Genomic DNA, 24,232 nt, shown 5'->3' with positions numbered 1-24,232 from the left:
CCAGCCGCAATTCCGCGCCGACCGAGATTCTGGGGGACGTACCGTGTCCGCTCTTCGCCTTCTGATCGTCCTGACGCTGATCGCCGCCGGCTTTGCCACCGCTGCGAGCGCCGGCCATCGCGATTACCGGCGTCACAGGGGCGGTGACGGTTTCGACGTCGGCGATGCGATCATCGGCGCTGCGGTCGTGGGCGGCATCATCGCCATCGCCAGTGCAGGCAAGAAGGACCGGGACGTTCGCCGCGCAGATCCGCCCGCGCCGCCCGCGCCCTATCCGGTGGCCGGTCCGGACGACGGGTATCCGGTCTATCCGCCGTTCCCCGACAGCACCGGTGTTGATGCGGATTGGCAGGACGAGGATGGCTGGGCCTATGCCGACGCGGATTATGCGCGGCGCTTCCCCTCGGAGCGCGCGGCGATCGACGCCTGCGCCAGGGAGGCCGAGGCACTCGGTAGCCGCTACGGTGCGGAGGCGCGGCTCTGGCGCATCGACGATGTCGACCGGGCAGATCGGGAGTACCGTGTCGCCGGCATCGTCGCCATCGACGATGCGCGGGCGGAACGCCGGGAGGATGCCCGCTTCGCGTGCCGTGCCGACGACGGTCTCGTCACGGATTTCCGGTTCGAGGAGCGTAGCGCCCTGCGCGATTGAACCGCATCGCAGGGAATCTCGTCCGCCCTCGCTAGACTCGGCGCGCGCGCCCGCGTATCCGCGCGGGCATGACCGTGACACCCGCAGAAACCATCCTGGTCGTCGATTTCGGCAGCCAGGTCACCCAGCTTATCGCCCGCCGCGTTCGCGAGGCCGGCGTTTATTCCGAAATCGCGCCCTTCACGCAGGCCGAGGAGGCCTTCGAGCGCCTGAAGCCGAAGGGCATCATCCTTTCGGGCGGGCCGGAGAGCGTCACCGTCGAGGGCGCGCCGTCCGTGCCGCAATATCTGCTGGAGGCGGGCATCCCCATCTTCGGCATCTGTTACGGCCAGCAGGTCATGGCGAACCAGCTCGGCGGCAGCGTGGAGGCTGGCGACAGCGGCGAGTTCGGACGGGCCTTTCTTGAGGTCGTCGGCGAATGCACCCTGTTCGACGGGCTCTGGAAGCCGGGCGAAACGCATCAGGTGTGGATGAGCCACGGCGACAAGGTGCGTGCGCTGCCGGAGGGGTTCGAGGTCGTGGCGAAATCGCCGGGCGCACCCTTCGCTCTCGTCGCGGACGAGGGCCGCAAGTTCTACGGCATGCAATTCCATCCGGAGGTCGTGCACACGCCGGACGGCGGCAAGCTGATCGCCAATTTCGCGCGCCATGTCTGCGGCATCGCCGAAGACTGGTCGATGGCCGAATTTCGCGAGCAGAAGATCGCAGAGATCCGTGAGCAGGTGGGTGACGGAAAGGTCATATGCGGCTTGTCCGGCGGCGTCGATTCGGCCGTGGCCGCCGTCCTTATCCACGAAGCGATCGGCGACCAGCTGACCTGCGTCTTCGTCGATCACGGCCTTCTGCGCGCGGAGGAGGCGAGCCAGGTGGTCGGCCTGTTCCGCGGCCATTACAACATCCCGCTCGTCCATGTGGACGCGGAGGACATGTTCCTGGCAGGCCTTGCCGGCGTGACGGATCCGGAGGCGAAGCGGAAGTTCATCGGCAAGACCTTCATCGATGTGTTCGAGGCCGAGGCGAAGACGATCGGCGGCGCCGACTTCCTGGCGCAGGGCACGCTCTATCCGGACGTGATCGAAAGCGTCAGCTTCACCGGCGGGCCGTCGGTGACCATCAAGAGCCATCACAATGTCGGCGGTCTGCCGGAACGCATGAACATGAAGCTGGTGGAGCCGCTGCGCGAGCTGTTCAAGGACGAGGTGCGCGAGCTGGGCCGCGAACTCGGCCTGCCGGACGCCTTTGTCGGCCGCCATCCGTTTCCCGGACCCGGTCTTGCCATCCGCATCCCGGGCGAGGTGACGAAGGAGGCCTGCGACATCCTCAGAAAGGCCGACCGCATCTATCTGGAGGAGATCCGCAAGGCTGGCCTGTACGACGCGATCTGGCAGGCCTTTGCCGTGCTGCTGCCGGTGCGGACGGTCGGCGTCATGGGCGATTACCGCACCTATGACCGCGTCTGCGGCCTGCGCGCCGTGACCTCGACCGACGGCATGACGGCGGACGTCTACCCCTTCGATGGCAGCTTTCTCTCCAGCGTCGCCACCCGCATTGTGAACGAGGTGAAGGGCATCAACCGCGTCGTCTACGACTACACCTCGAAACCCCCCGGCACGATTGAGTGGGAATAAGCGGCTCACAGGGGGGCACCGGTGCGTTTGCCGTCGCCTCACACCGCCTGGAGGTAGGCGCCCGCGTTTTGCAGGCGTTCGATGTCCTGTTGCGGCGGGGCGCCGAACAGACGGCGATATTCGCGGCTGAACTGCGACGGGCTGTCATAGCCGACGGAGAATCCGGCCGAGCCTGCGCTGACACCCTCTGCCAGCATCAATTGACGCGCCTCCTGCAAACGCAACTGCTTCTGATATTCCAGCGGCGTCATCCGCGTAATCGTTTTGAAATGCGCGTGCAGGGATGAGGGGCTCATCCCCGCCGCCTCCGCGACATCTTTGATACGCAGACGCTCCCGAAAGCCGCCGCGAATGGCGGCGATTGCCCGCGTGATCTGGTTCAAATGGCTGCCCGTCGACGCGATGTGGCGCAGCATGACCCCGTGCGGACCGGTCAGCAGGCGATAAAGAATCTCTTGTTCGATCAGGGGAGCAAGCGTCGCGATATTGGCCGGCGTCTCCAGCAGGGCAACAAGCCGCGACGCCGCGTCGGTCAGATCGGCATCGCCGGAATACACGGCGAGCGCCGGCAGGTCGCTCTTCTCGGTCCGTCCTTCGCTGACCAGCAGGTCGGCAAGCATCGTCATGTCGAGGTCGATCTTGCAGCGCAGATAGGGCGTCTCCGCGCTCGCCTCCAGAATATGCCCGATGAGCGGCAGGTCCACGGACACTAGAAGATAGCGGGAGGCATCATAGACGACGCTACGGTCGGCTATGGAAACGCGCTTCGACCCCTGGGCGATCAGGCAAAGCGATGCCTCGTACACGGCTGGAACCGGCACGGTGGGCCTGTCGGACCGGATCAGCGACAAGCCCGGCACGGCCGTCGCCGCCATCCCTTCTTGCGGCGCGTGACGCGCGATCAGGGCGGCAAGATCGGTAATTCTTCGCATATTGGATCGATCCTTCATTTGGAGGGTAAAGGCAATTGGCTCGTCCAGATTTCGGAGGATCGTGCAAATCCTTCGGGCGATCCGTCTAACGGTGCGGGGCGCAGGGTGTCAGGTTCTCAAGGATCAACCCGAAGCCGAAAGGAACCCGAAATGACGAAACTGAACGACAAGATCATCCTGATCACCGGCGCATCGAGCGGGATCGGAGAGGCAACCGTCCGCGAACTGGCGGCGGCGGGCGCGAAGCTGTTCATTGGTGCGCGCCGCAGCGAGCGTCTGCAGGCGCTGGCGAACGAGCTTGGCGATCAGGTCGGCTGGCGCCGGCTGGATGTAACGGACGATTCCGATTTCGCTGCGTTTGCGGACGCCGCCGAAGCGCGGTTCGGTCGGATCGACGTGCTCGTGAACAATGCGGGCATCATGCCGCTGTCGCCGCTCGCCGCGTTGAAGCGGGACGAGTGGACCCGCATGATCGATGTGAACATTCACGGCGTCCTCAACGGCATCGCCGCCGTGCTGCCGCGCTTTATGGCCCGCGGGGCGGGGCACATCGTCAACGTCGCCTCCGTCGGCGCGCATATCGTCGTGCCGACCGGCGCGGTCTACTGCGCGACCAAATATGCCGTCTGGGCCATTACGGAGGGGCTGCGGCAGGAACAGGACGATATTCGCGCAACGATCGTCTCCCCCGGCGTAACCGACACCGAACTCGGCAGCGACATCACCGATCCGGAAGTTGCCGGCGCGCTGGAGGAGTGGCGCAAGAAGTCGCTGACGCCGGACGCCATTGCGCGCGCCATTCGCTACGCACTGGAACAGCCGGCGGGTGTCGACGTGAACGAGATCGTCGTTCGCCCGACTGCCGCCGACATGTAGCGCCGCCGGGGCCGCGCGCTGCTAGCCTCGTAAGGCGGTTTTAGACGGCGCGCGGCCGCTGGGTCCACCACAGGCCGAACATGGCGAGGGCGTAGAGGAAGCGGCCATGATCGCGCCGGCCGCTGCGATGTTCGGCGAACAGCGTGTCCACGGCACGGGGGTTGAGGAAGCCGGACTGCGCGATGCCGCTTTCCCGCCAGATTTCCTCGACCTGAGCGCCGAAATCGCCGCCGAACCAGCGCGCCATGGGGATCTGGAAGCCTTGCTTGCGCCGGTCCAGAATGCCGGGCGGCAGCCAGGGTTCGACGGCCCTGCGGACCGGATATTTTCCCGTCCGCCCGCGCAGCTTCACGTCCGCCGGCATGGCGAGGGCGAGATCGACGATATCCTCGCCCAGCATCGGCACGCGCACCTCCAGCGAATGCGCCATGCTGGCGCGGTCGACCTTCGTTAGCATGTCGCCGGGCAGGTTCAGGGCGAGGTCGCACATGGCGAACTGCTCCAGCGTGTCGTCCGATATGGCCGCCATGTCGGGATAATATTCCGCCGCCAGCGCCTCGATCGCGCCCTCCTCGTCCCAGCCTTCAAGCTGCGTTCCCGCGAAGAGGCGCCGGCGCAGCGCGGGCGGCGTGATCTGGGTCTTGGCGAAGAAGCGTGCGCCGCCATCGGGCAGGCCCGCGCTGCGGGCGGTCTTCTGCCAGCGCTGCAGGACCGCGTTGCCGGCCTTCATCGGCAGCGGCGGCAGGGCGGCGAAAGCCCGCGCGGCGCGGCGCAGCGGCGCGGGCAGGCGGCCGACATGCCGCTCCGTCATGTGCCGTTTATAGCCGAAGAACAGTTCGTCGCCGCCATCGCCCGACAGCGCCACCTTCACCTCTCCCGCCGCTATTCGGCTGAGATACCATGTCGGAATGGCGGACGAATCGGCGAAGGGCTCGTCATAGGCGGACTGGAGTTTCGGCAGCACGGTCGCCGCGTCCTCCGCCTCCAGAATATGCGTGGTGTGATCGCAGCCGAGGTGCCGTGCGATCGCCTCCGCATAGGGCGCCTCGTTATAGCGCTCCTCGCGAAAGCCGATGGTGAAGGTCTTGATGGAACGATCCGACTGCCGCGCCATGGCCGCGACGACGGCGGAGGAATCGACGCCGCCGGAGAGGAAGGCACCGACATCGACATCGGCGGCGAGCATCTGGTCGCGGACCGTCCGCAGCCAGGTTTCGCGAAAGGCCTCCACCCATTCGTCCGCGCTTCGTCCCTCCCGCCTCTGGTAGCGCGGGGTCCAATAGGCACCCGTTTCGGCCGGGCCCTCTGCGCCGATCTCCAGCCAATGGCCGGGCGGCAGGGTGCGGACCTCCGCATAGATGGAGCGCGGTGTGCGGGCGTGGCCGAAGCTGAAATAATCGTGCACGCCCCGGGGATCCACGGTGAAATCGAGGCCGGGGAGCGCCGTCAGCGTCTTCAGTTCCGACCCGAAGGCAAGGCCGCCCTGCTGCTCGCTGATATAGAGAGGCTTGATGCCCGTGCGGTCGCGCGCGAGCGCGAGTGTGCGAGTTTTTCGGTCCCAGATCGCGGCGGCGAACATGCCGTCCAGCCGCTGCCAGACGCCGCGTCCCCATTCGCGCCAGCCGGCGAGGATGGTTTCGGTGTCCCCCTCCGTATGGAACCGGTGTCCCCGCTCCGAAAGCTCGGCCCTCAGCGCGCGGTAATTGTAAATCTCGCCGTTGAAGACGATCACGTGGCGTTCGTCCTCGCTGAAGATCGGCTGATTGCTGCCGCCAAGGTCGATGATGCTGAGGCGGCGCATGCCGAAGCCGAAATCGCCGTCGGTGAAGATGCCCTGATCGTCGGGGCCGCGGTGCACGATGGTCCCGCACTGCGCGGCGATGGTTGCGGCCGCGACGGGCGTGCCCCCGCGCGGATAGAAGCCGGCAATTCCGCAGATGGTTCGTCTCCGATGCTTGGGCGGGTCCCCCGCGCGCTCGCGGGCAGGGGCGGGGCGTACATAGCGCTGCCCGTCCGGCGTGTCATGATCCGGCGTGTCATGATCCGGCGTGGGCTTGTTCGTCGCGGGCGTTGCCAGTACGGCCCCCGAACCGTGTTTCGTTTCCTCACCTCCCTGTTCCAGCGATCGGCCAGCGGCGTGCGCTCCGCGGCCCGGAATCTTGGCTGGATGCTTGCCAGCCGCGGCGTTCTGGCGGTGCTGTCGCTTATCTATCTCGGAATCGCCACGCGCGCGCTCGGCATAAAGGATTTTGGCCGGTTCGCGCTCATCACCGGTGCGGCGCAGGCCATCGCGATCTTCGCCGCCTTTCAGACCTGGCAGATCGTCGTGCGCTACGGCGTCGATCATCTGGAGAACCGGGACGAGGGCGCGCTCGGCCGGCTGTTCCGCCTGTCGGCCCTCGTCGATCTCGGCAGCGCCGTCGTCGGCATCGGCATGGCGGCGGCGATCCTTTCCATATGGGGGGAAAGTTTCAGCATCGGGCCGGATCTGATGCGCGACACGATGATCTTCGCGGCCGCGCAGCTGATTTCCATACGTTCGACGCCCATCGGCATTCTGCGCCTGCGCGATCAGTTCGCGAAGGCGGCTGCGGCAGACAGCATCACGCCGGCCGTGCGGTTCATCGGCGCCGTCGTCGCGGCGTTCTTCCTGCCGACCGTTGAGGGGTTTCTTTGGGGGTGGGCGGCGGCAGAGGTCTGTACGGCCGCAGCCTATTGGTGGTTCCTGCACCGCAGCGGCGACCTGCGGCGAATCTTCGATGCGCGCGTCAACTGGGCGGAGGCGCGGCGTGAAAATCCCAACATCGTCCGCTTCTCGCTCAGCGCCAATGCCAATGCGACGCTCGGCATGTCGACGAAGCAGATCCCGATCCTGTTTGTCGGCGGTTTTGTCGGAACGACGGCGGCCGGCGCCTTTCGCCTTGCGCTGCAACTGGCGCAGGCGTTGGCGAAGTTGTCGCAGCTTATCGCCCGCGCTGCATTCCCTGAGGTGGTGAAGGCCGTTCGTACGGCGCCCCCCAAAAGACTGTCGCGTCTCCTGTCCCGCGTTTTCGCTGCCACCAGTGCCGGCGCCCTCGTCATTCTGGCCCTAATCGCGCTCGTCGGAAAGCCGCTCCTCGTCGGCGTCGGAGGTGACGAAGCGTTCGTCCGCGCCTACCCGCTTCTCCTGTGGCTGGCGGCCGCAGGCTCGATCGACCTGGCGGTCGTCGCATTCGAGCCCGTGCTTCTGGCGGGCAACCGTGCGGTGACGGCGCTCGTCGCGCGTGTCATCGCCGTTTCGGTTCAGATCGGCGTCATGATCGCGCTGCTGCCGGTGCTCGGTGCGGCTGGCGCCAGCATGGGCGTCTTTGCCGGTTCGCTGGTCGGCGCCGTTCTGCTGGGCGCCGCCGTCATCCACCTCGCGCGCCGATCAGGCGCCTGAGGCGTCTTCCCCGAGGTCTCGTACGAAGTCGAGGTCGGCCGGCTTGTCCACGTCGACGGCGGCAAGGCCGTCCGGACATTCGACGACCGCCGCTTCGACGCCGACGATCTCGCCAAGACGCGCCACGGCCTCCGCCAGTGTCAGCGTCCCGCGCAGATAGCGGAACAGCGGCCGTATCCCCAACAGTCTGACGATTCGCCAGGGGCGCTTGCGGTCGCGCTCGATACGCTGCCAAAGCGCGATGACGCAGCTCGCACGTGGATGCGCGAGATAGAAGAGGTTGCACCCTGACCAGTCGCCGTCCGCAAAGCGCAGATAGGTGCGCTTCGATCCCGGCGCAGCAGCCTCCACCGATTCCCGCCGCGCCAGCAGCACGGCGACATCGGCGGTTGCCGGAACGCGCGCGATAAAATCCGAAACCCACTCCGGGCGCAGCAGCGCGTGGTCGGCTGTCGTGACGAGGAGCGGCGCACCAAGCGCCTCGAAGCCCGCCGCCGTGCTGGCACTCGGGCCCGGCCCCGGTGCGATCAGTTGCGTTCCCAGACGGCGTACTTCGTCTGCCACGTCCGCCGCACCAGCGGACACGGCGATCCGGTCGAAGCCGGCAAGCCGCAACACCTGCGTGACATGCGCCAGCATGGTACGGCCGGCGATGCGGACCAGCGCCTTCTGGGGCACGCCCGCATAATCCGCGACCGGATCGCGCGGCCCGCGTGAGCCTGCGAGAACAAGCGCGCTTCTGATCATGCCGGCCTCAGGCACCGCGCCGTGCGCGCCAAACGCGAAACAGCACCGAGGGCGCGGCCAGAATGGGGTGCCGCTCCCGCCATGGGGTCAAGGGAACCTTCACACCGGTATGTCTCTCGACCTTCCACAGGCCGTATCGGGCCGCGCCGTCGAATGTGCCGGCCGCCTTTACCAGCCGCGCCAAATTCAGCGGCTTGCCCAGCCGCCTTCTGCGCGTCCAGGCATGCGCCAAACGGCGGCGTTCGTCCGCGCGCAGGTCCGGCGTCAGAACATCTCCGTCGGCCCTGAAGCCGAGACCGTTCGATGCCCAGGCGAGGGGGAGCAGGTGCCGATACCGCTCGCGGGCATGGGCGAGGATCTGATCCTCTCGTCCCGGTCGTTCGACGCGGAATTCCGTGGCATAGGTCGCCCGGAACAGCGCGCGCCAATAGGCATCCGCCTGTCCGGATCGGGGGCCGTGCAGCGCGGCGAACGCGGCTGCGGTTTCCGCCGCTGCGGCCACGGCCGCCACGACACGCGCGGCGACGGTCTCGCTGCGGGCCCAGATCAGGGCGCTCGGCTGCACGAAGCGCGCCCATATGGTGGTGTCGACGGTCTGCCCCGCCGCTGCCCGTTCGAAGGTGTCGAGCGGCATCGCTGCAACCTTCGCGCGCAGCGTTCGGCCCCCGATATCCCGTTCATGATAGCTGACGTCCGGCCACAGATGACGGCCCACGAACCCGCTTTTCGCTTCGGTTCCGAGGACATAGAAATCAAGAACGCCGCTCAGGTCGCCCGTGCGCAGGATGGAGCCGTAAAACAGCACCGCCTCACCGCCCAGACGGTCGGCAAGCTGGCGCGCGGCCGCGGCGATGTCGGCATCCACCGGCTGCGCAAGTTCCGCCGCGATGAACCGCTGCAGCGCGCTCACGGAACGGCGAAGTGGACCGGGTCGCCTGCTTTCAGGGTCAGCGCACCGGCCGGATAGGCTTCTCCGTCGAGGATGAATCCTCCCTCGGTCTCTATCTCGTAGGCATCGGAATCGTGATGATGGCGATAACCCGCGCGGGCCAGCCAGCCGCCTTCCTTGCCCATCAGGACGGCGGGCGTCGTCACCGGCAGCCATTTTGGTGGCGCGTCCGTTTCGAGAAGGCTCAGCGTCCCGCGGCTGCGGCCGAAGGGCTTCAGCCCCAGCGGCAGCGACGACAGGGTCGATGCCAGCACCAGATAGAAGTTCCGGTCCATGGTTTCGCCGCTTTCCGCCTTGGCGATCGTCATGTGCTCGCCCACGCGCCACGGATTGTCGCGGCGTCCGAAGAATGTCTGGCCGATCGCCCAGACCAGCGACATGCCGACGGCAAGGCCGTTGAAGGCGCCGATCCGGTGGGTGCGCTGCGCCAGGGCCGTGGCCCGCACGAACGCACCGGCGCCGAACAGGAAACCCCGCAGCGGCTTCGCGCCACGCTCATGCCGGTGAATTTCCAGCGGAGCCCGGCCGCGCGTGCGCCCCGCCCGAACCGACTTCACCGCATCGGCGACCGTCCAGTCGAGCGGAATGCCCAGATCGATGGCGAAGGCGTTCGTCTTGCCCGACGGCAGGATCGCCATGGCGGGCAGCACGCCGCCAAAGGCGGGCAGCGCGGCCGTCATCACGTCGCGTAGCGTGCCGTCCCCGCCATCGACGATCAGCAGATCGACGCCGTGGCGCGCGAAATGCAACATGGCCTCGGCCAGGGCCTCACGCGTGGCGGGCGTCGCAAGCAGCGCGCCGCGTTCGATCTCCAGCTTTGGGCGCGCCCCGGACTTGTTGCGGTGACTGCGCGGATTGCTGATGATGCCGACGCGCGGCGCCGTGCGTGCTTGGCCGGAAGCCGCCGCTTTACGGGCATGGTCGTCGGCCTCGCGCAGGCTCTTGTCCAGCGCCGCCTCTGCCGCACGCCGTTCGGAGACGGCGCCGTCGGCACCGCCCGGAACGGCCGGTCCGAACCGGCCCATCGCAGGGCTATCAGACGTCGAAATGAAACAAACCTCGCTTATGCTGTCGCAGCGGGAGACAATATTCGGCCCGCCATTAACATGATCTTGCCGGTTCTTAATCGATCCGGCAGGTCCGACAAGGCGCGATTGCCGGGCGCCCGTCTTCAACCACCCTGAAATCGGGGCGTTCCACCCCTTGATCCGGCAGGAGATGGGGCCGGAGACCGGTCGCGGCAAGAGCCGCGTCAGGCGAGCCAGCTCTCGATGGCTTGCCCACGCGACCGCCGCGCCATCGCCTGAAACAGACGCCATAGGTGAACGAGCAGAGAGATCATCGTCCAGATCGCAACGGCGACGATGCCCCAGTCCGGCCGGCCCACCAGCAGCAGTGCGAACAGGATGACCATGTTTGGATTGCGCCGCGCGGTGATCAGGCGGAACCAGCTGTCGAAGCGTTCCCACACATGAATATGCATGTCGAAGCGAAGGATGAACGCCCCCTCGATCAGCCGCTGCGCGACATAGCCGAACAGCATCGCGCCGATGACCCACCAGAACACCGTGTCGCTGAGTGGGCGGCCATAGGCGGCGCACCCCTCGGCCCAGGCCCACCACCAGAAGGGCGGGTGGACGAGATCGACGCCGTGATCCCAGGCGTTGCCCAGCTTCGAGGAGGTGATCGTGCACCGCGCCAGCTTTCCATCGACCGTGTCGAGCACCATGAAGACGAGGCCGGCGGCAAGGCCCGTCCAGAACCAGCCATACCAGAAGGCGATGGTGGCAGCGATGCACAGCACCGATCCGATGGCCGTGACGCCGTTCGGCGACAGGCCGATCTTCGCGGACAGCTTCGTGAGCGCAAAGGCCCATTTCGGCCATAGATACTTGGTCAGCAGGTCCGTGACACCCTTATAGGCGCCGAGATAGCTCAGCCGCTCGATGGCGGCGACGTTTGCCGGGGTCAGCTGCTCCGCGAAGGGTTTTTCGCGTTTGCGCAGCGCCTCGTTCAGAATGCCGCCTTCCGCTTCGGCCGCGACGACGGTCAGGTGGGCGGGTAGCGGCGCGCCCTTCGCCGCGGCTTCGACGGCCGTCCGGTCCCCGGCTTCGACATGCGCCAGCACCGGCACGCCGCGGCGGGTCATCACCGTCCCGGGCCGCGTTTCCAGATGGGCCATCCATGCGGGATCGAAGACATAGACCAGGTTCGACAGCAGAAGCGGCCCGGACGCTGCGGCGGGGTCATAGGCGTGCCCCCGGCTCTTCGCGATACGGCGCAGGCGCTCTTCCGCGCTCATGCCCCAGATCGGCGTGTCGTTCGTGCCGAAGGCGGCGACCGTCGGCGCTGCGTTTGTCTCGTTCGTCATGGCCGCGCCGATTAGCGTCCGCCGGCGGGCATGGCGAGTATGCGCAGGATTTGCTCCGCCGCACGCGCGGCCGCCGCACCCGACGTGTCGCCGAGGGCGCTTTCCGCGTAACTCTGCTGGAACGCGATATAGTCGGCGTGCCGCTGCGGCGCCCGCGCGATGGCCGCCATGATATCCTCTGCACGGGTGACGACCTCGCCGGCGCCCCACATGTCGTAGGAGGGATCGCTTGGCCAATCCGTCTCGTGCGTGTTCAAGAAAACGGCGGGCCGCGGCGTCATCAGAAATTCGAGAAGCTGGCTGGACGTGTCACCCAGATAAAGGTCCGCCGCCGCCGTATAGCTGCCATCGACCATGGCAAAGCTGTCGAGGTCGCAGTGCATGTGCGGCAGGTCCGCGACCGCTGCCAGCGCACCGCGCACCCCGGGACAGGTTTCGACCAGCCGCTGGTGCGGGGCAAGAATGACGTTGTAGCGGTCCTGCGCCGCCAGCATGGTGACGATCTCCTGCCCCCATACGGGCCAGGACGAGCGTTCGGCGCGCCAGTGCGGCGTATAGAGCAGCACCGGGCGCGCCTCGGGAAAGCGTGGCCGCGTTGCGGTGCGGTGCCGGAACGCCGCCTTCACGTAACCCGTGGCCGCGATCCGCTGGGGGTTCATGCCGCGCTGAAGATAGGTCGCGCGCTCGCGTTCGCTCGGCACCATTGTGAAGAAGGCGGCACGCCGGCGCTTGTCGTCCCGCGCACTCATCGAACCGACGCCGTGAGAGGTTTTCACGAAACGGGTCTTCAGCGGCAACAAGCGCGGGAGCCACAGGCTCGTCTGCTCCGCGCACACCGCGACCGGCGTGCGCGCGAGAGCCGGCGCCAGCCGCGCAAGCATCGGCATTTTCGCCGGCAAGGGCGGGTTCGTGCCGGGAACGGCATCCGGAAGCTGGTGGAAACCCGGCGCACGGCGTATGCGAACGCGTCCCGGCGGCCGCCAGCCCGCCAGCAGTCCCTCGTGCATGGACGTTGACACCCACAGATCCATGGGCAGGTCGGGAGCGGCCGTCCCCAGCGCTTCGACGATGGGATAAAGATGCGGGATCAGCAGCATTTCGCCCAAAAACAGGAAGGCGACCTCTGCGTTCTGGCGCTCTGACATCGGCGATCCAGCCGTCAGTCCGGCGTCCGGCGTTCGCACCAGTCCGCAATGTCCTCCGGCCGGTCGATCTCCGCCCAGGCCCCGCTCTCCTCGGCGATCAGCTCGACGCGGCCAGTATGCGCAAGATGGGCGACCACGTCGTGATGATAGGCCTCGATACCGCGCGGCCGTCCAATCACCGCATCCAGCGCAGCGCGATAGCCGCTGGCTTCAGCCGCCACGATAACGCCGAGCGAGCGGTGCGTGGCAAGGGCGGGGTCGAGATGCTTCGCAACGGCGCGCACCGATCCATTCCGTTCCTGCACCAGCATATCGTCCGTCTGCGGCCGCTCGATGCGCTCGGCAAGAAGGCCCAGGCTGGCGGGGCGCGCCGAGAGGGCATGGCTCAGGATCTGCGGCTCCAGAATGGTATCCCCGTTCATAAGGCAAAAGCGGCCGCCCAGCAGGTCGCGAACGGCCCAGACGCTGCCGATGCTGCTCGACACCGCCCAGAAGGGGTTGAAACGCAGTTCCGTCGGCAGCGGCGGCGGCGCGGCCTCCAGATGATCCGCGATCCGGTCATGGCGATAGCCGCCGACGACCACGGCCTTCTCTGCGCCCGCCTGCGCGAGCGCGTGGAGTTGGTGGTCGAGAATGGCGCGCGAACCCACGGTCACCAGGCATTTCGGCATCTCGTCGGTAAGCGGCAGCAGTCGGGATCCGCGCCCGGCACTGAGTATGACGGCATTCATCGCCGCGCCATTAGCCCGCGCACGCCGGCTTGTCAGGTCTTCTCGCCGTCCACCGGGCGGGGAGCGTCCGCGTTCCAGTCGAGGATGGGCCATCCGTTTGCCTGCGCCAGCCGTCTGAGCGCCCCATGCGGATTGACCGCGAAGGGTTCGTCGGCCAGCGCGAACATCGGCGCGTCGGATGCGTGATCGGAATAGAAGCGGATATGGACATCGCCGCGCTCCAGATCCTCTCCGCGCATCCAGGCCTCGACCGCCGCGCGTTTTGCCGGACCGTAGACGTTCGCGCCGTTCAGCCGGTTTCGCACATCGCCGCTACCGGCAGAGAGCGATTCCGTCGCGACGACGTCCGCGATATCCAGCCGCTCCGCCAGGGCCTCGGCGTAGAAGCGGTTCGCCGCCGTCGCCAGCACGACACGATACCCGGCGCGGCGATCCGCCTCCATTCGTGTCCGCGCACCCGGGCGGATATTTCCCGCCACGGTTCGCTCCACGAAACCATCCACCAATGGCGCAAGGCGATGGGGCGGAATCGTTCGGCCCAGCATCAGCGCGTGCATGATCTCCTTGATCCGGTCCCGTCCGATCAGGCCCGCCTTGTGCGCCGCGCCCGCGAGTGCGGCGACCGGCACCAGCCCCAACCGCCAGGGCGCCGCCTGCCGCGCGGCCGAAAGCAAGAACGGCGTCCATGTCGGAAGCCGTGTGACGGTCCGGTCGAGATCATAGATTGCAAGGCGCTGCATCCGCCCCGCTTGGCGCGGCCGAAGCCGGTTTGGCAAGCGCCGCCGGAGCGCGGACCTCCGTCCCTACGCGGCGAGCACGGTCAGAGCCAGCGCCGGGTCTGTGCCGTGAAGTTGCGGTAGCGGGCGCCGAACTTCCGTTCCAGATACGCCTCCTCCCGCCGGATCACGCCGAAATCGACGATCAGCAGCGCCGGCAGCAGCAGCGCGAGCGTGAGCGCGCTGTCCGCCAGCACCGCGATGCCTGCATAGGCGAGGGCCATTCCCAGATACATCGGGTTGCGAGACAGGCGGTAGATACCGTCGGCAACAACGGTGGTCGCCGGCTTCCAGGGCTCCGGGTTGGTGCCGGCCCGCGCAAAGCGTTCCACCGCCAGGCCGATAATCGCCAGGCCGGCGAGGATGGCGAGACTGCCGATCGGCCAGCGAAACAGGCCCGGCAGACCCATGCCGCCGTCAAGAACGACAGATTGCAGGACAAGGCCTACAGCCAGCGGCGCGGCGAAGAGGAGCGGCGGCGGCGCGATGACGCCCGGATTGTCGCGGTCCGCCGCGCTCCCGGTCCGGGGGCGTTCGGGCGGCTGGGAGGAGCGTTTGGCGGGCATGGCCAATGAATAGCGCGCCCGGCGTCCGGCTGGCAATGCGCGGCTCTGTGCCACCGCCTTCCAACTCGCTGCCGCCAACTGCCGGCTGTCAACCGGCGCGCGCGCCGTTATGACGTGATTCCCATGACACCGACCGCGACGATCCTTCTCCTCGGCTCCGGCGAACTTGGCCGCGAGTTCGTGATTTCCGCCAAGCGCCTCGGCTGCCGCGTCATCGCATGCGACAATTATGCGGCGGCGCCGGCCATGCAGATGGCGGACGAGAGCGAGGTTTTCTCGATGCTCGACGGCGATGCGCTGGCGGCCGTCATCGAACGGCACCGCCCGGACTTCATCGTGCCCGAGGTGGAAGCGATCCGGACCGAAATCCTCGCGGAGCACGAGGCGCGGGGGACCGTCGTCGTCCCCTCGGCGCGCGCCGCGCAGATGACCATGAACCGCGATGCCATCCGCGATATGGCGGCCGGCGACCTTGGCCTGACGACATCCGAATATCGCTACGCCGAATCGCTGGCGGATTTGCGCGCTGCTGCCGACGAGCTTGGCACCCCGTTTCTCGTGAAGCCCGTCATGTCCTCGTCCGGCAAGGGACAGAGCACCGTGAATACCCCCGGCGAAGTCGAGGCGGCATGGGATTATGCCGTCGCCGGCATGCGCGGCGACCGCCAGCGCGTGATCGCGGAAAAATTCATCGATTTCGATTACGAGATCACGCTGCTGACCGTCTCGGCGGCGGACGGTGTGCATTTCTGCCCGCCCATCGGCCACCGGCAGGAGCGCGGCGACTACCGCGAAAGCTGGCAGCCGGCCACCATGGCGCCGGCTGCGCTGAAGCGCGCGCAGGACATGGCGCGCAGCGTCGTGCTCTCGCTGGGCGGCCACGGCATTTTCGGCGTGGAGTTCTTCGTGAAGGGCGAGGAGGTGATCTTCTCGGAGCTCAGCCCGCGCCCGCACGACACCGGCTTGGTGACGCTCGCCAGCCAGGACTATAGCGAATTCGACCTGCACGCGCGCGCCATTCTCGGACTGCCGATCCCGCCTATCGTGCTGCGCGGCGCATCGGCGAGCGCGGTTATCCTGGCGGACCGCGATGCGGACGCGTTTCGGATCGCCGGGCTGGACGACGCCTTGGCACGCGGCCGCGACGGCACGTTCGTGGACGTTCGCATCTTCGGGAAGCCCTCGACGCGCCCCTATCGCCGCATGGGTGTTGCGATTGCGCGCGTCGGCGGCGGCGACGTCGATGCCGCGCGGGCCGAAGCCGTGGCGGCCGCCGGTCTCGTTCGCATCGAATATGAAGGGGAATAGCCGATGACCGTCACGCTTTACGGAATCGCGAACTGCGACAGCGTCAAGAAGGCGCGCAAATGGCTGGAGGAGCACGGCGTCGCCTATCGCTTCCACGATTACAAGAAGGAGGGCGTCCGCAAGGCCGACCTGGAAAGCTGGGCCGGCGAAGCGGGCTGGGAGACGCTCCTCAATCGGCGCGGCACCACGTGGCGCAAGCTGCCGGATGCGGAGAAGGAGGGCGTGGACGAAGCGCGCGCCATCGACCTGATGGCCGCCAACCCCTCCTTGATAAAGCGTCCGGTCATCGCGCATGACGGTCCGCTGCTCGTCGGCTACGATACGGCTCGGTACGAGGATGCCGGCCTCGCCGCATAGTCCCCGACCAGAGCGCCCGACGGGTGCGGCATGAGCCTGGTCCTGAACCCGGCGACAACCGCCCTTCTTCTCGGCCTGTTCTCTGCGGTGACGCTGGCGGCCGCGAACGTCAGTGTGAAGGCGGGCAGCGACATTCTCGCCTCCCGCGCGCTCCTGCAGGCCAGCGCGGCACTCCTCATCATGCCGGCGGCATTTCTGGTGCCGGTGCCCGATGCCGCAACCTGGTCGGCGCTTGCCTGGGCGGTGCCGGTTCACTTCCTTTATCAGCTCGCCCTTATCGGCGCGCTGAAGCACGGCGATCTGTCTCTCGTTTTTCCGGTGATGCGGGGATCGGCGCCGCTCTTGACCGGCTTTGCCGCCTGGGGCGTCCTTGGGGAGAGGCTGACGCCGGCCGGCCTATTCGGCCTGATGCTCGCCAGCGCGGCCGTCATCGCCTTTGCTTGGCCGCCGCGCGGTCAGCGTCTGGCAGCGCATCCGGACCGGCGCGCGCTTGTCTTCGCGGCGCTGACCGCCATCGGCATTGCCGGCTATAACGTCACCGATGCGCGCGGTGTTCGCATCGCGCCGGAGCCGGCGACGTTCATCGTCTGGCTGTTCATGTTCGACTGCCTTGGCACCGGCACGGTCGCCCTCATATGCAGACGCGGGCAGGTGCGGGCGCTTATCGCCGCGAAGTGGCGATATGGGCTCGTCGGCGCAGTCCTCTCCATCCTCAGCTACGGCGCGGCCCTTATCGCCTTCACGCTGGTGGAGGCGGCGAAGGTATCGGCCGTGCGAGAGACATCCGTCGTCTTCGCCGCGCTGATGGGCGCCTATCTTCTGAAGGAGACGGTGGGCCTGCGCCGCCTCGCCGCCGCGCTCGTGCTGGCGGCCGGCCTCGCCATCCTGCAATTTGCCGGTTAGGAAACGGCTCATGTCTACTTTCCAGCTCGATACGTCGACCAGCCGTTCGCATCCCGTGCCGGAGCCGATGCGGCGGATGACCGTGCCCTCCATCCAGAAGCGCAAGGGCGGCGAGCCCATCGTCATGCTGACCGCCTATACCGCGCGCATGGCACAGCTTCTCGACGAGCATTGCGACGTGCTTCTGGTCGGCGACAGTCTGGGGCAGGTGATCTACGGCCTGTCCAGCACGCTTCCCGTCACGCTCGACATGATGTGCGCCCACGGTGCGGCGGTCGTGCGCGGCTCCTACAAGTCCGTCGTCATCGTCGACATGCCCTTCGGCAGTTACGAGGAAAGTCCGGAGGCCGCCTTCCGCGCTGCGTCCCGCGTGATGGCGGAAACCGGATGCGCCGCGGTGAAGCTGGAGGGCGGGGTGGCGATGGCGGACACCATCGCCTTCCTGACCAAGCGCGGCATCCCCGTCATGGCGCATGTCGGGCTGACTCCGCAGGCGGTGAATGCGCTTGGCGGATACGGCGCACGCGGCAAGAGCCAGGAAGAATATGCCCGCATCATCGAGGATGCAGAGGCGGTCGCGAAGGCCGGCGCCTTCTCTCTGGTGATCGAGGGCGTGGTCGAGGACCTCGCCCGCCAGATCACGGACAGTGTATCGATCCCCACCATCGGCATCGGCGCCTCAGCCGCCTGCGACGGCCAGGTTCTCGTCGTCGACGACATGCTGGGCATGTTCGAGCGGACGCCCCGCTTCGTGAAGCGTTTCGGCACTCTGGCGGAGGATATCGGCAAGGCTGCAAGCGCCTATGCCGCCGCCGTGAAGGATCGCAGTTTTCCGGAGGATGCGCAGCTTTACGGCGTCAAGAAATAACACCGCGTCCCGTAGCGTTCCGACCTCTCTGCCAGGCGCTGAAAATGTGCGGCGACACGAGGGGCCGATAAGGTTTTGCGCGTAACCATTCGCGGCGCTATGGTCCGCCGCCAATTTCCAGCTCATTCCATTTCGGCATTTCCAGGAGCGTAGTCACTTGGCCAAGACGCCAACCCCAGCGGCCGATCCGCAATCGCAGAATTTCATGCGCGAGGTGGACGAGGCCTACCGGTCCGACCTGATGCACGGGTTCTGGACGAAGTATGGCCGTATCCTGCTGGTCCTGATCGGGCTGTTCCTGATCGCCTTTGCCGGATTTCTCTGGTGGCAGGAACAATCGGTTGCGGCCTCTGCGGAGCAGGCCGAATCGTTCGATTCCGCGATCGGGGGGCTCGACCTTGGCGATGCGGACGCTCGCGATACGATCGAGACACTCGCCGACGGCGACGTGCCGGGCTATTCCGACCTCTCGCGCCTGATCGCCGCAGGCTTGTTGGCCGACGACGGCAGCGTGGAGGAGGCCATTGCGAAATATCGTGAGGTCGCCGCCGACACGGCTGTCGTGTCGCCGCTGCGCGATCTCGCAACGATCCGTGCGGCGCGGCTCGCCTTCGAAAACGAGGCGCCTCGCGAAATCATCGCCGATCTGGCGCCGCTCGCTCAGCCCGACAGCCCCTGGTACGGCGTTGCCGGCGAAATGGTCGCTGCGGCCTATTTGAAGGACGGCGATGAAGATGCGGCCGCCGAGCTTTATGCCGGCATGGCGGCCTCCAACGACCTGCCGCCGTCGCTGCGTCAGCGCGCGGCGCAGCTCGCTGCCGCCCATGGTGGGCAGAATTCGGCGATGCAGGCGGTGGAGGCGCAGCAGGACGGCGCGCCCACGGCGGCGTCCGGCGATGGCGATGCCGCCGCCGCCGATGCCGGTGCCGGTGCCGCATCTGCGCCGAAGGCGGGGGGCGAGTGATGCGCGGCAATCTTGGACTTGGAACCGCCCTCGCATTCTCTCTGCTCGTCACCGGATGCGGAATCTTCAGCGGCGACGAGGAAACGACGCCGACGATCGGCAACCGCGTGGCCGTGCTGCCGCAGGAAAGCGGGATCGAGGCGGATGCCGCACTCGCCGATACGCCCGTGACGCTGCCTGCCGGCATCGCCAATGTCGACTGGACCCAGCCCGGTGGAGAGGCTGCGAAGAACCTCGGGGCGCTTACCTTGGCGGCCTCGCCGCAGCGCGTTTGGACGGCGCAGATCGGGCAGGGTTCGGAAACCCGCGCCTATATCGGCGGCGAGCCGGTGGTGGAGGGCAACCGCATCTTCACCATGGACAGGGTCGGCACGGTGCGCGCGTTCGACACGCAGACCGGGCGAGAGCTCTGGTCCGCCAGCCTTCGCAAGAAGGATGAAAGCGAACGCAGCGCCTTCGGCGGTGCGGTGTCCGTCTTCGGCGGCCGCGTCTACGCAACGTCGGGGCACGGCCTTGCTGCCGCCTATGATGCGAATACGGGGGCAGAGATTTGGCGCACCGATCTGGACGTGCCCCTGCGCGGCGCCCCGACTGTCTCCGAACGCAACGTGCTCGTCGTGACGCAGGACAATCAGGTCTATGCGCTCGGCAAGCAGGACGGCAGCCGCAGTTGGGACGTCGTCGGCACCGTCGAGCCGGCTGGCCTTCTCGGCGCCGCCGCTCCGGCCGTCGCGCTCGACACGGCAATCGTCGGCTTCTCGTCCGGTGAACTGACGGCGGTGCGTATGGAAAACGGCCGCACCGTCTGGCAGGACATCATCGCACGGACGGGGCAGACGACCTCCCTGTCCGCGCTCAGCGACATCGACGCCTCGCCGATCATCGACGATGACGGCCGGGTTTACGCCATGGGGCATGGCGGCCGGCTCGTGGCCCTGCAACTTGCTGGCGGTCAGCGTATCTGGGAACAGAATGTGGGCGGCATCGCGCAGCCCTGGCTGGCGGGCGACTGGATCTTCGCCGTGTCGAGCGATGCGGAACTTGTCGCCGTTTCGAAAAGCGACGGGCGCATCCGCTGGGTGTCGCAATTGCCGCAATGGCGAGACCCCGAGGATCGGAAGGGCCGCATTACCTATCGCGGTCCCGTGCTCGCGGGGGACCGGTTGTGGCTGACCTCGTCGGAGGGGCAGATCATCGCCGCTTCGCCGCAGGACGGCTCCGTCACCTTCCAGGCAGAGGCGGGAAAGCAATTCTACCTTGGTCCCATCGTGGCCGGATCGACCCTTTACCTGCTCGACGAAAGCGGGCGCCTGAGCGCCTGGCGCTAGGGCCGAAGCCGTGACGCTTCCAAAGGTCGTCATCATCGGCCGTCCGAATGTCGGCAAGTCGACGCTGTTCAACCGGCTGGTGGGAAAGCGCATCGCGCTGGTCGACGATACGCCGGGCGTGACGCGCGACCGGCGGGAGGGGGAGGCGACGCTTTCCGACCTTCGCTTCACGGCCGTCGATACGGCGGGGCTGGAGGATGCGGTCGCCGAATCGCTGTCCGGACGCATGCGCATGCAGACGGAGGCCGCGCTCGGCGATGCCGCCGCCGCCCTCCTCGTCATCGACAGCCGTGCCGGCCTGACGCCGCTGGACCGTCATTTCGCGGACTGGCTGCGCACGCAGCACGTGCCGCTGATCCTGGTCGCCAACAAGGCGGAGGGGTCGGCCGGCGACAGCGGCATATACGAGGCGTTCGAACTCGGTTTCGGAGAGGCCGTGGCCATCTCCGCCGAACATGGTGAGGGCATGGGCGACCTGCACGAGGCGCTTGCCCCCTATGTCGACGCGGCGACGTCCGCGCTTCAGCGGGATGCGGATGACGAAGAGGCGGAGGGGCCGCTGCGCCTCGCCATCGTCGGCCGCCCGAATGCCGGCAAGTCCACGCTGATCAACCGCATTCTCGAGGAGGAGCGGCTCGTCACCGGGCCGGAGGCGGGCATCACCCGCGATTCCATCGAGATCGAATGGAGCTGGCAGGGGCGCGATGTTCGCCTGATCGACACCGCCGGCGTGCGAAAGCGCGCCCGGGTGCAGGACAAGCTCGAAAAACTCTCCGTCGCCGACACCCGCCGCGCCATCGACTTTGCCGAGGTGGTCGTGCTCTTGCTCGACGCGACGCTGGGGCTGGAGGCGCAGGATCTGAAGATCGCCGATCAGGTGCTGCAGGAGGGGCGCGCCTTGATCATCTGTCTCTCCAAATGGGACGTGGCAGAGGATCAGTCGCGGCTGTTCAACGGTGTGAAGGCCGCGCTTGCGGATGGGCTCAGCCAGATTTCCGGCGTGCCTCTTCTCACCGTTTCGGGCGAGACCGGGAAGGGCATAGATACGCTGATCCAGGTGGCGTTCGAACAGCGCGACGCCTGGAGCCGGCGCGTTTCGACCGGTGCCCTCAATCGATGGTTCGAGGAGGCGCTCGACAAGAACCCGCCGCCCGCGCCCGGCGGCAAGCGCATCAAGATGCGGTATATCACGCAGGCGAAATCGCGGCCGCCCAGCTTCATCGTCTTCGGCAGCCGTCTCGATGCGCTGCCGCGCAGCTATGAACGCTATCTCGTCAACTCGCTGCGCAGCGCCTTCGACCTGGAGGGGGTCCCCCTGCGCCTGACCATGCGGTCGAAGGCGAACCCCTACGCGGACCGGTAGGGTCCAAGACGCTCTATCATAGCCGTCATCCCGGCGAAGGCCGGGATCCACGCCATGATAACAACCCCCCTCGACCGGCCCGGAAGCCCGCGCTAGTCCACCCCTCGACATTCGCAATTGGGGGAGTTCAGCACATGCGTACATCGATTCTCGGCCGGCTGAAGGCTGGCGCGGCCGCGTCCATTCTGGCCGTCGCGGCGGCGTCCGGGGCGGCCACGGGGGCAGCGGCGCAGACCATTCCCGACGATCCGACGGTGTTCCAGCTCATGGACGTGTTCGACCTCGAATATGCCTCGCAGCCGCAGGTCTCGCCCGACGGCAAGACCATCGTTTATGTTCGTCACAGCTTCGACGTCCGCACCGACCGGGAGCGCAGCAATCTCTGGACGATCGACGTCGAAAGCGGCGCACACCGCCCGCTCTTGTCGGGCACGCAGAATTATTCCAGCCCGCGCTGGTCGCCCGACGGGAAGCGCCTCGCCTATGTGAATGCCGGCGACGAGGGCGCGCAGATCTACGTGCGCTGGATGGAGGACGGCCAGACCGCGCGGATCACGGACCTTCTCGAATCGCCGTCGGGCCTCGCCTGGTCTCCGGACGGCAGCCGGATCGCCTTCACCATGTTCACCGATACGGACGCCGAGCCCATCGCCGTGCTGCCGCCCGCGCCGGAGGGGGCGGAATGGAATGCGCGGCCGAAGGTGATCGATCAGACCTTCTATCGCGGTGACGGCGCCGGCTATTACGAGCAGGGCCTGTCGCACCTGTTCGTCGTCAGTGCGGAGGGCGGCACGCCGAAGCGGATCACGCGCGACGATTACGAATATAACGGCACCCCGTCCTGGTCGCGCGACGGCCAGACGCTCTACGTCTCCTCCGATCGGACGGAGGATTGGCGAGAGGGGCAGGGCCAGACCGAAATCTTCGCCGTGGACGTCCGCACCGGCGGCGTGCGTCCCGTGACGCAGACCCCGGTCAGCGAATATGGGCCGAAGCTGTCGCCGAAGGGCGACCGCATCGCCTATGTCGTGCGCAGCGACCGCAAGTCCTGGCATGTTCCCTCAGAGGTGTGGACCAGCCGTCTCGACGGCAGCGATGCACGCCGCGTGGCCGCCGATCTCGACCGCTCCATCGGCGGGTTCGAATGGGATCCGGACGGCCGCGCGCTCTACATGGTCTATGACGATGGCGGCACGACAAAGCTGGCGCGCGCCCCGCTCGGCGGCGGCCATGACGATCTGGCGGAGGGGCTGGGCGGCGAAAGCCTCGGCCGGCCCTATTCCGGCGCCAGCTTCTCGGTCGCCAGGGACGCCGGGACAGTCGCGTTCAACGTCGTCAGCGACAATGCCCCCGCCGAACTCGCCATGCTGGACGGCGGCGAGGTTCGCCAGCTCACGCACATCAATGACGACCTGACCGGCATGAACCGGTTCGGCGAGGTGCGGGCACTCACCTCCACCGCGGCGGACGGCACCGAAATGCAGTCCTGGATGATTACGCCGCCGGGCTTCGACCCGTCGAAAAAATATCCGATGATCCTGGAAATTCACGGCGGCCCGCACGCCAATTACGGCCGCCGTTTTGCCGCCGAACTGCAGCTCTATGCCGCTGCCGGCTATGTCGTCCTCTACGGCAATCCGCGCGGTTCTACCGGCTATGGCGACGACTTCGCCATGGGGATCGACCGCAAATATCCGGGGCCCGATTATGACGACCTGATGGCGGCGGTCGACAATGCCGTCGGGCTGGGCTTCGTCGATCCGGAACGGCTCTACGTGACCGGCGGCTCGGGCGGCGGGGTCCTCACCAGCTGGATCGTCGGCAAGACCGACCGGTTCCGCGCGGCGGTGGTGGCGAAGCCCGTCATCAACTGGACCTCCTTCATCCTCCTGTCCGATTTCGGCGTCGGCCAGTGGGACGAACTGTTCGGCGCGAAACCGTGGGAGGATCAGGCCAGCTACTGGGCGCGCTCGCCGCTGTCGATCGTCGGCAATGTCACGACGCCCACCATGGTCCTGACCGGCGAGGAGGATTACCGCACGCCCATTTCAGAGATCGAGCAATATTACGGCGCGCTCAAGATCCAGGGCGTCGACAGCGCCATGGTGCGCATTCAGGGCGCCGGCCATTCGATCACCGCGCGGCCGTCCAACCTGATGGCGAAGGTCGCCTATATCCTCGGCTGGTTCCGCAAATATGACGAAGCGAAACCGGACGCATCGCAGCAGGTCGCCGGCACCGCGCCGGCCGCACCCGCAGCAAACTAGCGAAGGGCGGGGGAGTAGCCGCCACCCGGCATCCCCCCAACCGTCATCGGGGGGAGCCGTCACCCGGCAACTCCCCCCAA

At 67.2% G+C, this 24,232-nt stretch carries 22 protein-coding genes; 12 read left to right on the top strand and 10 right to left on the bottom strand.

The annotated features are described in order from the left end of the window. The first annotated feature begins 43 nt into the window (after window positions 1–43). Window positions 44–652: a hypothetical protein gene (locus tag C725_RS11195; protein WP_008603005.1), complete on the top strand. Its 609-nt coding sequence runs from the start codon at window positions 44–46 to the stop codon at window positions 650–652. Between the two features lie 68 nt (window positions 653–720). Continuing rightward, window positions 721–2,280, top strand: a complete 1,560-nt coding sequence (guaA, locus tag C725_RS11190; RefSeq protein WP_008603004.1) for a glutamine-hydrolyzing GMP synthase — start codon at window positions 721–723, stop codon at window positions 2,278–2,280. A gap of 38 nt (window positions 2,281–2,318) precedes the next feature. On the opposite strand, the gene C725_RS11185 is transcribed toward guaA, so the two are convergent. Beyond that, window positions 2,319–3,212: an AraC family transcriptional regulator gene (locus C725_RS11185; RefSeq protein ID WP_008603002.1), complete on the bottom strand. Its 894-nt coding sequence runs from the start codon at window positions 3,210–3,212 to the stop codon at window positions 2,319–2,321. A gap of 150 nt (window positions 3,213–3,362) precedes the next feature. Between C725_RS11185 and C725_RS11180 the strand changes: the two genes are divergently transcribed. After that, a complete protein-coding gene (locus tag C725_RS11180) occupies window positions 3,363–4,088 on the top strand; it encodes an SDR family oxidoreductase (protein ID WP_008603000.1) in 726 nt (241 codons plus the stop codon). A 40-nt stretch (window positions 4,089–4,128) separates the two neighbouring features. Here the strand turns inward: C725_RS11180 and asnB are convergent, their stop codons facing one another. Further along, window positions 4,129–6,018 (bottom strand): asparagine synthase (glutamine-hydrolyzing), encoded by a 1,890-nt coding sequence (gene asnB, locus C725_RS11175; RefSeq protein WP_276324529.1) that lies wholly within the window; start codon window positions 6,016–6,018, stop codon window positions 4,129–4,131. A 162-nt stretch (window positions 6,019–6,180) separates the two neighbouring features. On the opposite strand from asnB, the gene C725_RS11170 reads away from it, so the two are divergent. Beyond that, complete coding sequence (locus tag C725_RS11170) at window positions 6,181–7,509, top strand: lipopolysaccharide biosynthesis protein (protein WP_008602996.1); 1,329 nt, start codon at window positions 6,181–6,183, stop codon at window positions 7,507–7,509. Here the strand turns inward: C725_RS11170 and C725_RS11165 are convergent. The 8 genes from C725_RS11165 to C725_RS11130 all read right to left on the bottom strand — a co-directional run bounded on the left by C725_RS11165 (window position 7,498) and on the right by C725_RS11130 (window position 14,794). Further along, complete coding sequence (locus C725_RS11165; RefSeq protein ID WP_038283072.1) at window positions 7,498–8,256, bottom strand: nucleotidyltransferase family protein; 759 nt, start codon at window positions 8,254–8,256, stop codon at window positions 7,498–7,500. The two genes, C725_RS11170 and C725_RS11165, sit on opposite strands and share 12 nt — an antisense overlap. 7 nt (window positions 8,257–8,263) lie before the next feature. After that, on the bottom strand, window positions 8,264–9,166 hold the full coding sequence (locus C725_RS11160; protein ID WP_008602993.1) for a hypothetical protein: 903 nt from the start codon (window positions 9,164–9,166) through the stop codon (window positions 8,264–8,266). Further along, window positions 9,163–10,230 (bottom strand): diacylglycerol/lipid kinase family protein, encoded by a 1,068-nt coding sequence (locus C725_RS11155; protein WP_008602991.1) that lies wholly within the window; start codon window positions 10,228–10,230, stop codon window positions 9,163–9,165. Before C725_RS11155 ends, C725_RS11160 begins: the two co-directional genes overlap by 4 nt. Before the next feature lie 227 nt (window positions 10,231–10,457). Beyond that, on the bottom strand, window positions 10,458–11,576 hold the full coding sequence (locus tag C725_RS11150; RefSeq protein WP_008602989.1) for a CDP-alcohol phosphatidyltransferase family protein: 1,119 nt from the start codon (window positions 11,574–11,576) through the stop codon (window positions 10,458–10,460). A gap of 11 nt (window positions 11,577–11,587) precedes the next feature. Next, window positions 11,588–12,760: a hypothetical protein gene (locus C725_RS11145; protein ID WP_008602987.1), complete on the bottom strand. Its 1,173-nt coding sequence runs from the start codon at window positions 12,758–12,760 to the stop codon at window positions 11,588–11,590. Next, a complete protein-coding gene (locus C725_RS11140) occupies window positions 12,736–13,452 on the bottom strand; it encodes a phosphocholine cytidylyltransferase family protein (protein WP_008602984.1) in 717 nt (238 codons plus the stop codon). Before C725_RS11140 ends, C725_RS11145 begins: the two co-directional genes overlap by 25 nt. Window positions 13,453–13,484: 32 nt before the next feature. Then, entirely contained in the window at window positions 13,485–14,192 is a 708-nt protein-coding gene (locus C725_RS11135; protein ID WP_008602982.1) for an HAD family hydrolase, read from the bottom strand. A gap of 80 nt (window positions 14,193–14,272) precedes the next feature. Beyond that, the gene (locus tag C725_RS11130; protein ID WP_051051359.1) at window positions 14,273–14,794 is read right to left on the bottom strand and encodes a methyltransferase family protein; all 522 of its coding nucleotides are present in this window, start codon (window positions 14,792–14,794) and stop codon (window positions 14,273–14,275) included. 123 nt (window positions 14,795–14,917) lie between these two features. Between C725_RS11130 and purT the strand changes: the two genes are divergently transcribed. From purT to C725_RS11090, 8 genes are all read left to right on the top strand, one after another. Then, on the top strand, window positions 14,918–16,102 hold the full coding sequence (gene purT / locus C725_RS11125; protein ID WP_038283012.1) for a formate-dependent phosphoribosylglycinamide formyltransferase: 1,185 nt from the start codon (window positions 14,918–14,920) through the stop codon (window positions 16,100–16,102). A gap of 3 nt (window positions 16,103–16,105) precedes the next feature. Then, complete coding sequence (locus C725_RS11120; protein ID WP_008602977.1) at window positions 16,106–16,459, top strand: ArsC family reductase; 354 nt, start codon at window positions 16,106–16,108, stop codon at window positions 16,457–16,459. 30 nt (window positions 16,460–16,489) lie between these two features. Next, complete coding sequence (locus C725_RS11115; RefSeq protein WP_008602975.1) at window positions 16,490–17,362, top strand: DMT family transporter; 873 nt, start codon at window positions 16,490–16,492, stop codon at window positions 17,360–17,362. Between the two features lie 10 nt (window positions 17,363–17,372). Next, window positions 17,373–18,230: a 3-methyl-2-oxobutanoate hydroxymethyltransferase gene (gene panB, locus C725_RS11110; protein ID WP_008602973.1), complete on the top strand. Its 858-nt coding sequence runs from the start codon at window positions 17,373–17,375 to the stop codon at window positions 18,228–18,230. Between the two features lie 157 nt (window positions 18,231–18,387). Next, window positions 18,388–19,194, top strand: a complete 807-nt coding sequence (locus tag C725_RS11105) for a tetratricopeptide repeat protein (protein ID WP_008602971.1) — start codon at window positions 18,388–18,390, stop codon at window positions 19,192–19,194. Then, the gene (locus C725_RS11100) at window positions 19,194–20,522 is read left to right on the top strand and encodes an outer membrane protein assembly factor BamB family protein (RefSeq protein WP_038283010.1); all 1,329 of its coding nucleotides are present in this window, start codon (window positions 19,194–19,196) and stop codon (window positions 20,520–20,522) included. Before C725_RS11105 ends, C725_RS11100 begins: the two co-directional genes overlap by 1 nt. A 10-nt stretch (window positions 20,523–20,532) precedes the next feature. After that, window positions 20,533–21,885 carry a ribosome biogenesis GTPase Der gene (gene der / locus C725_RS11095; protein WP_008602967.1) on the top strand — a complete coding sequence of 451 codons (1,353 nt, stop codon included), beginning with the start codon at window positions 20,533–20,535 and terminating at the stop codon, window positions 21,883–21,885. Window positions 21,886–22,019: 134 nt separating this feature from the next. Then, window positions 22,020–24,152: an alpha/beta hydrolase family protein gene (locus C725_RS11090; protein WP_008602965.1), complete on the top strand. Its 2,133-nt coding sequence runs from the start codon at window positions 22,020–22,022 to the stop codon at window positions 24,150–24,152. The last annotated feature ends 80 nt before the right edge of the window (window positions 24,153–24,232 follow it).

Source organism: Pacificimonas flava, assembly GCF_000342165.1.
Taxonomy (GTDB): Bacteria; Pseudomonadota; Alphaproteobacteria; order Sphingomonadales; family Sphingomonadaceae; genus Pacificimonas; species Pacificimonas flava.
The sequence above is the reverse complement of the archived record's forward strand: the minus strand, read 5'-3'. Positions and strand labels throughout refer to the sequence as shown.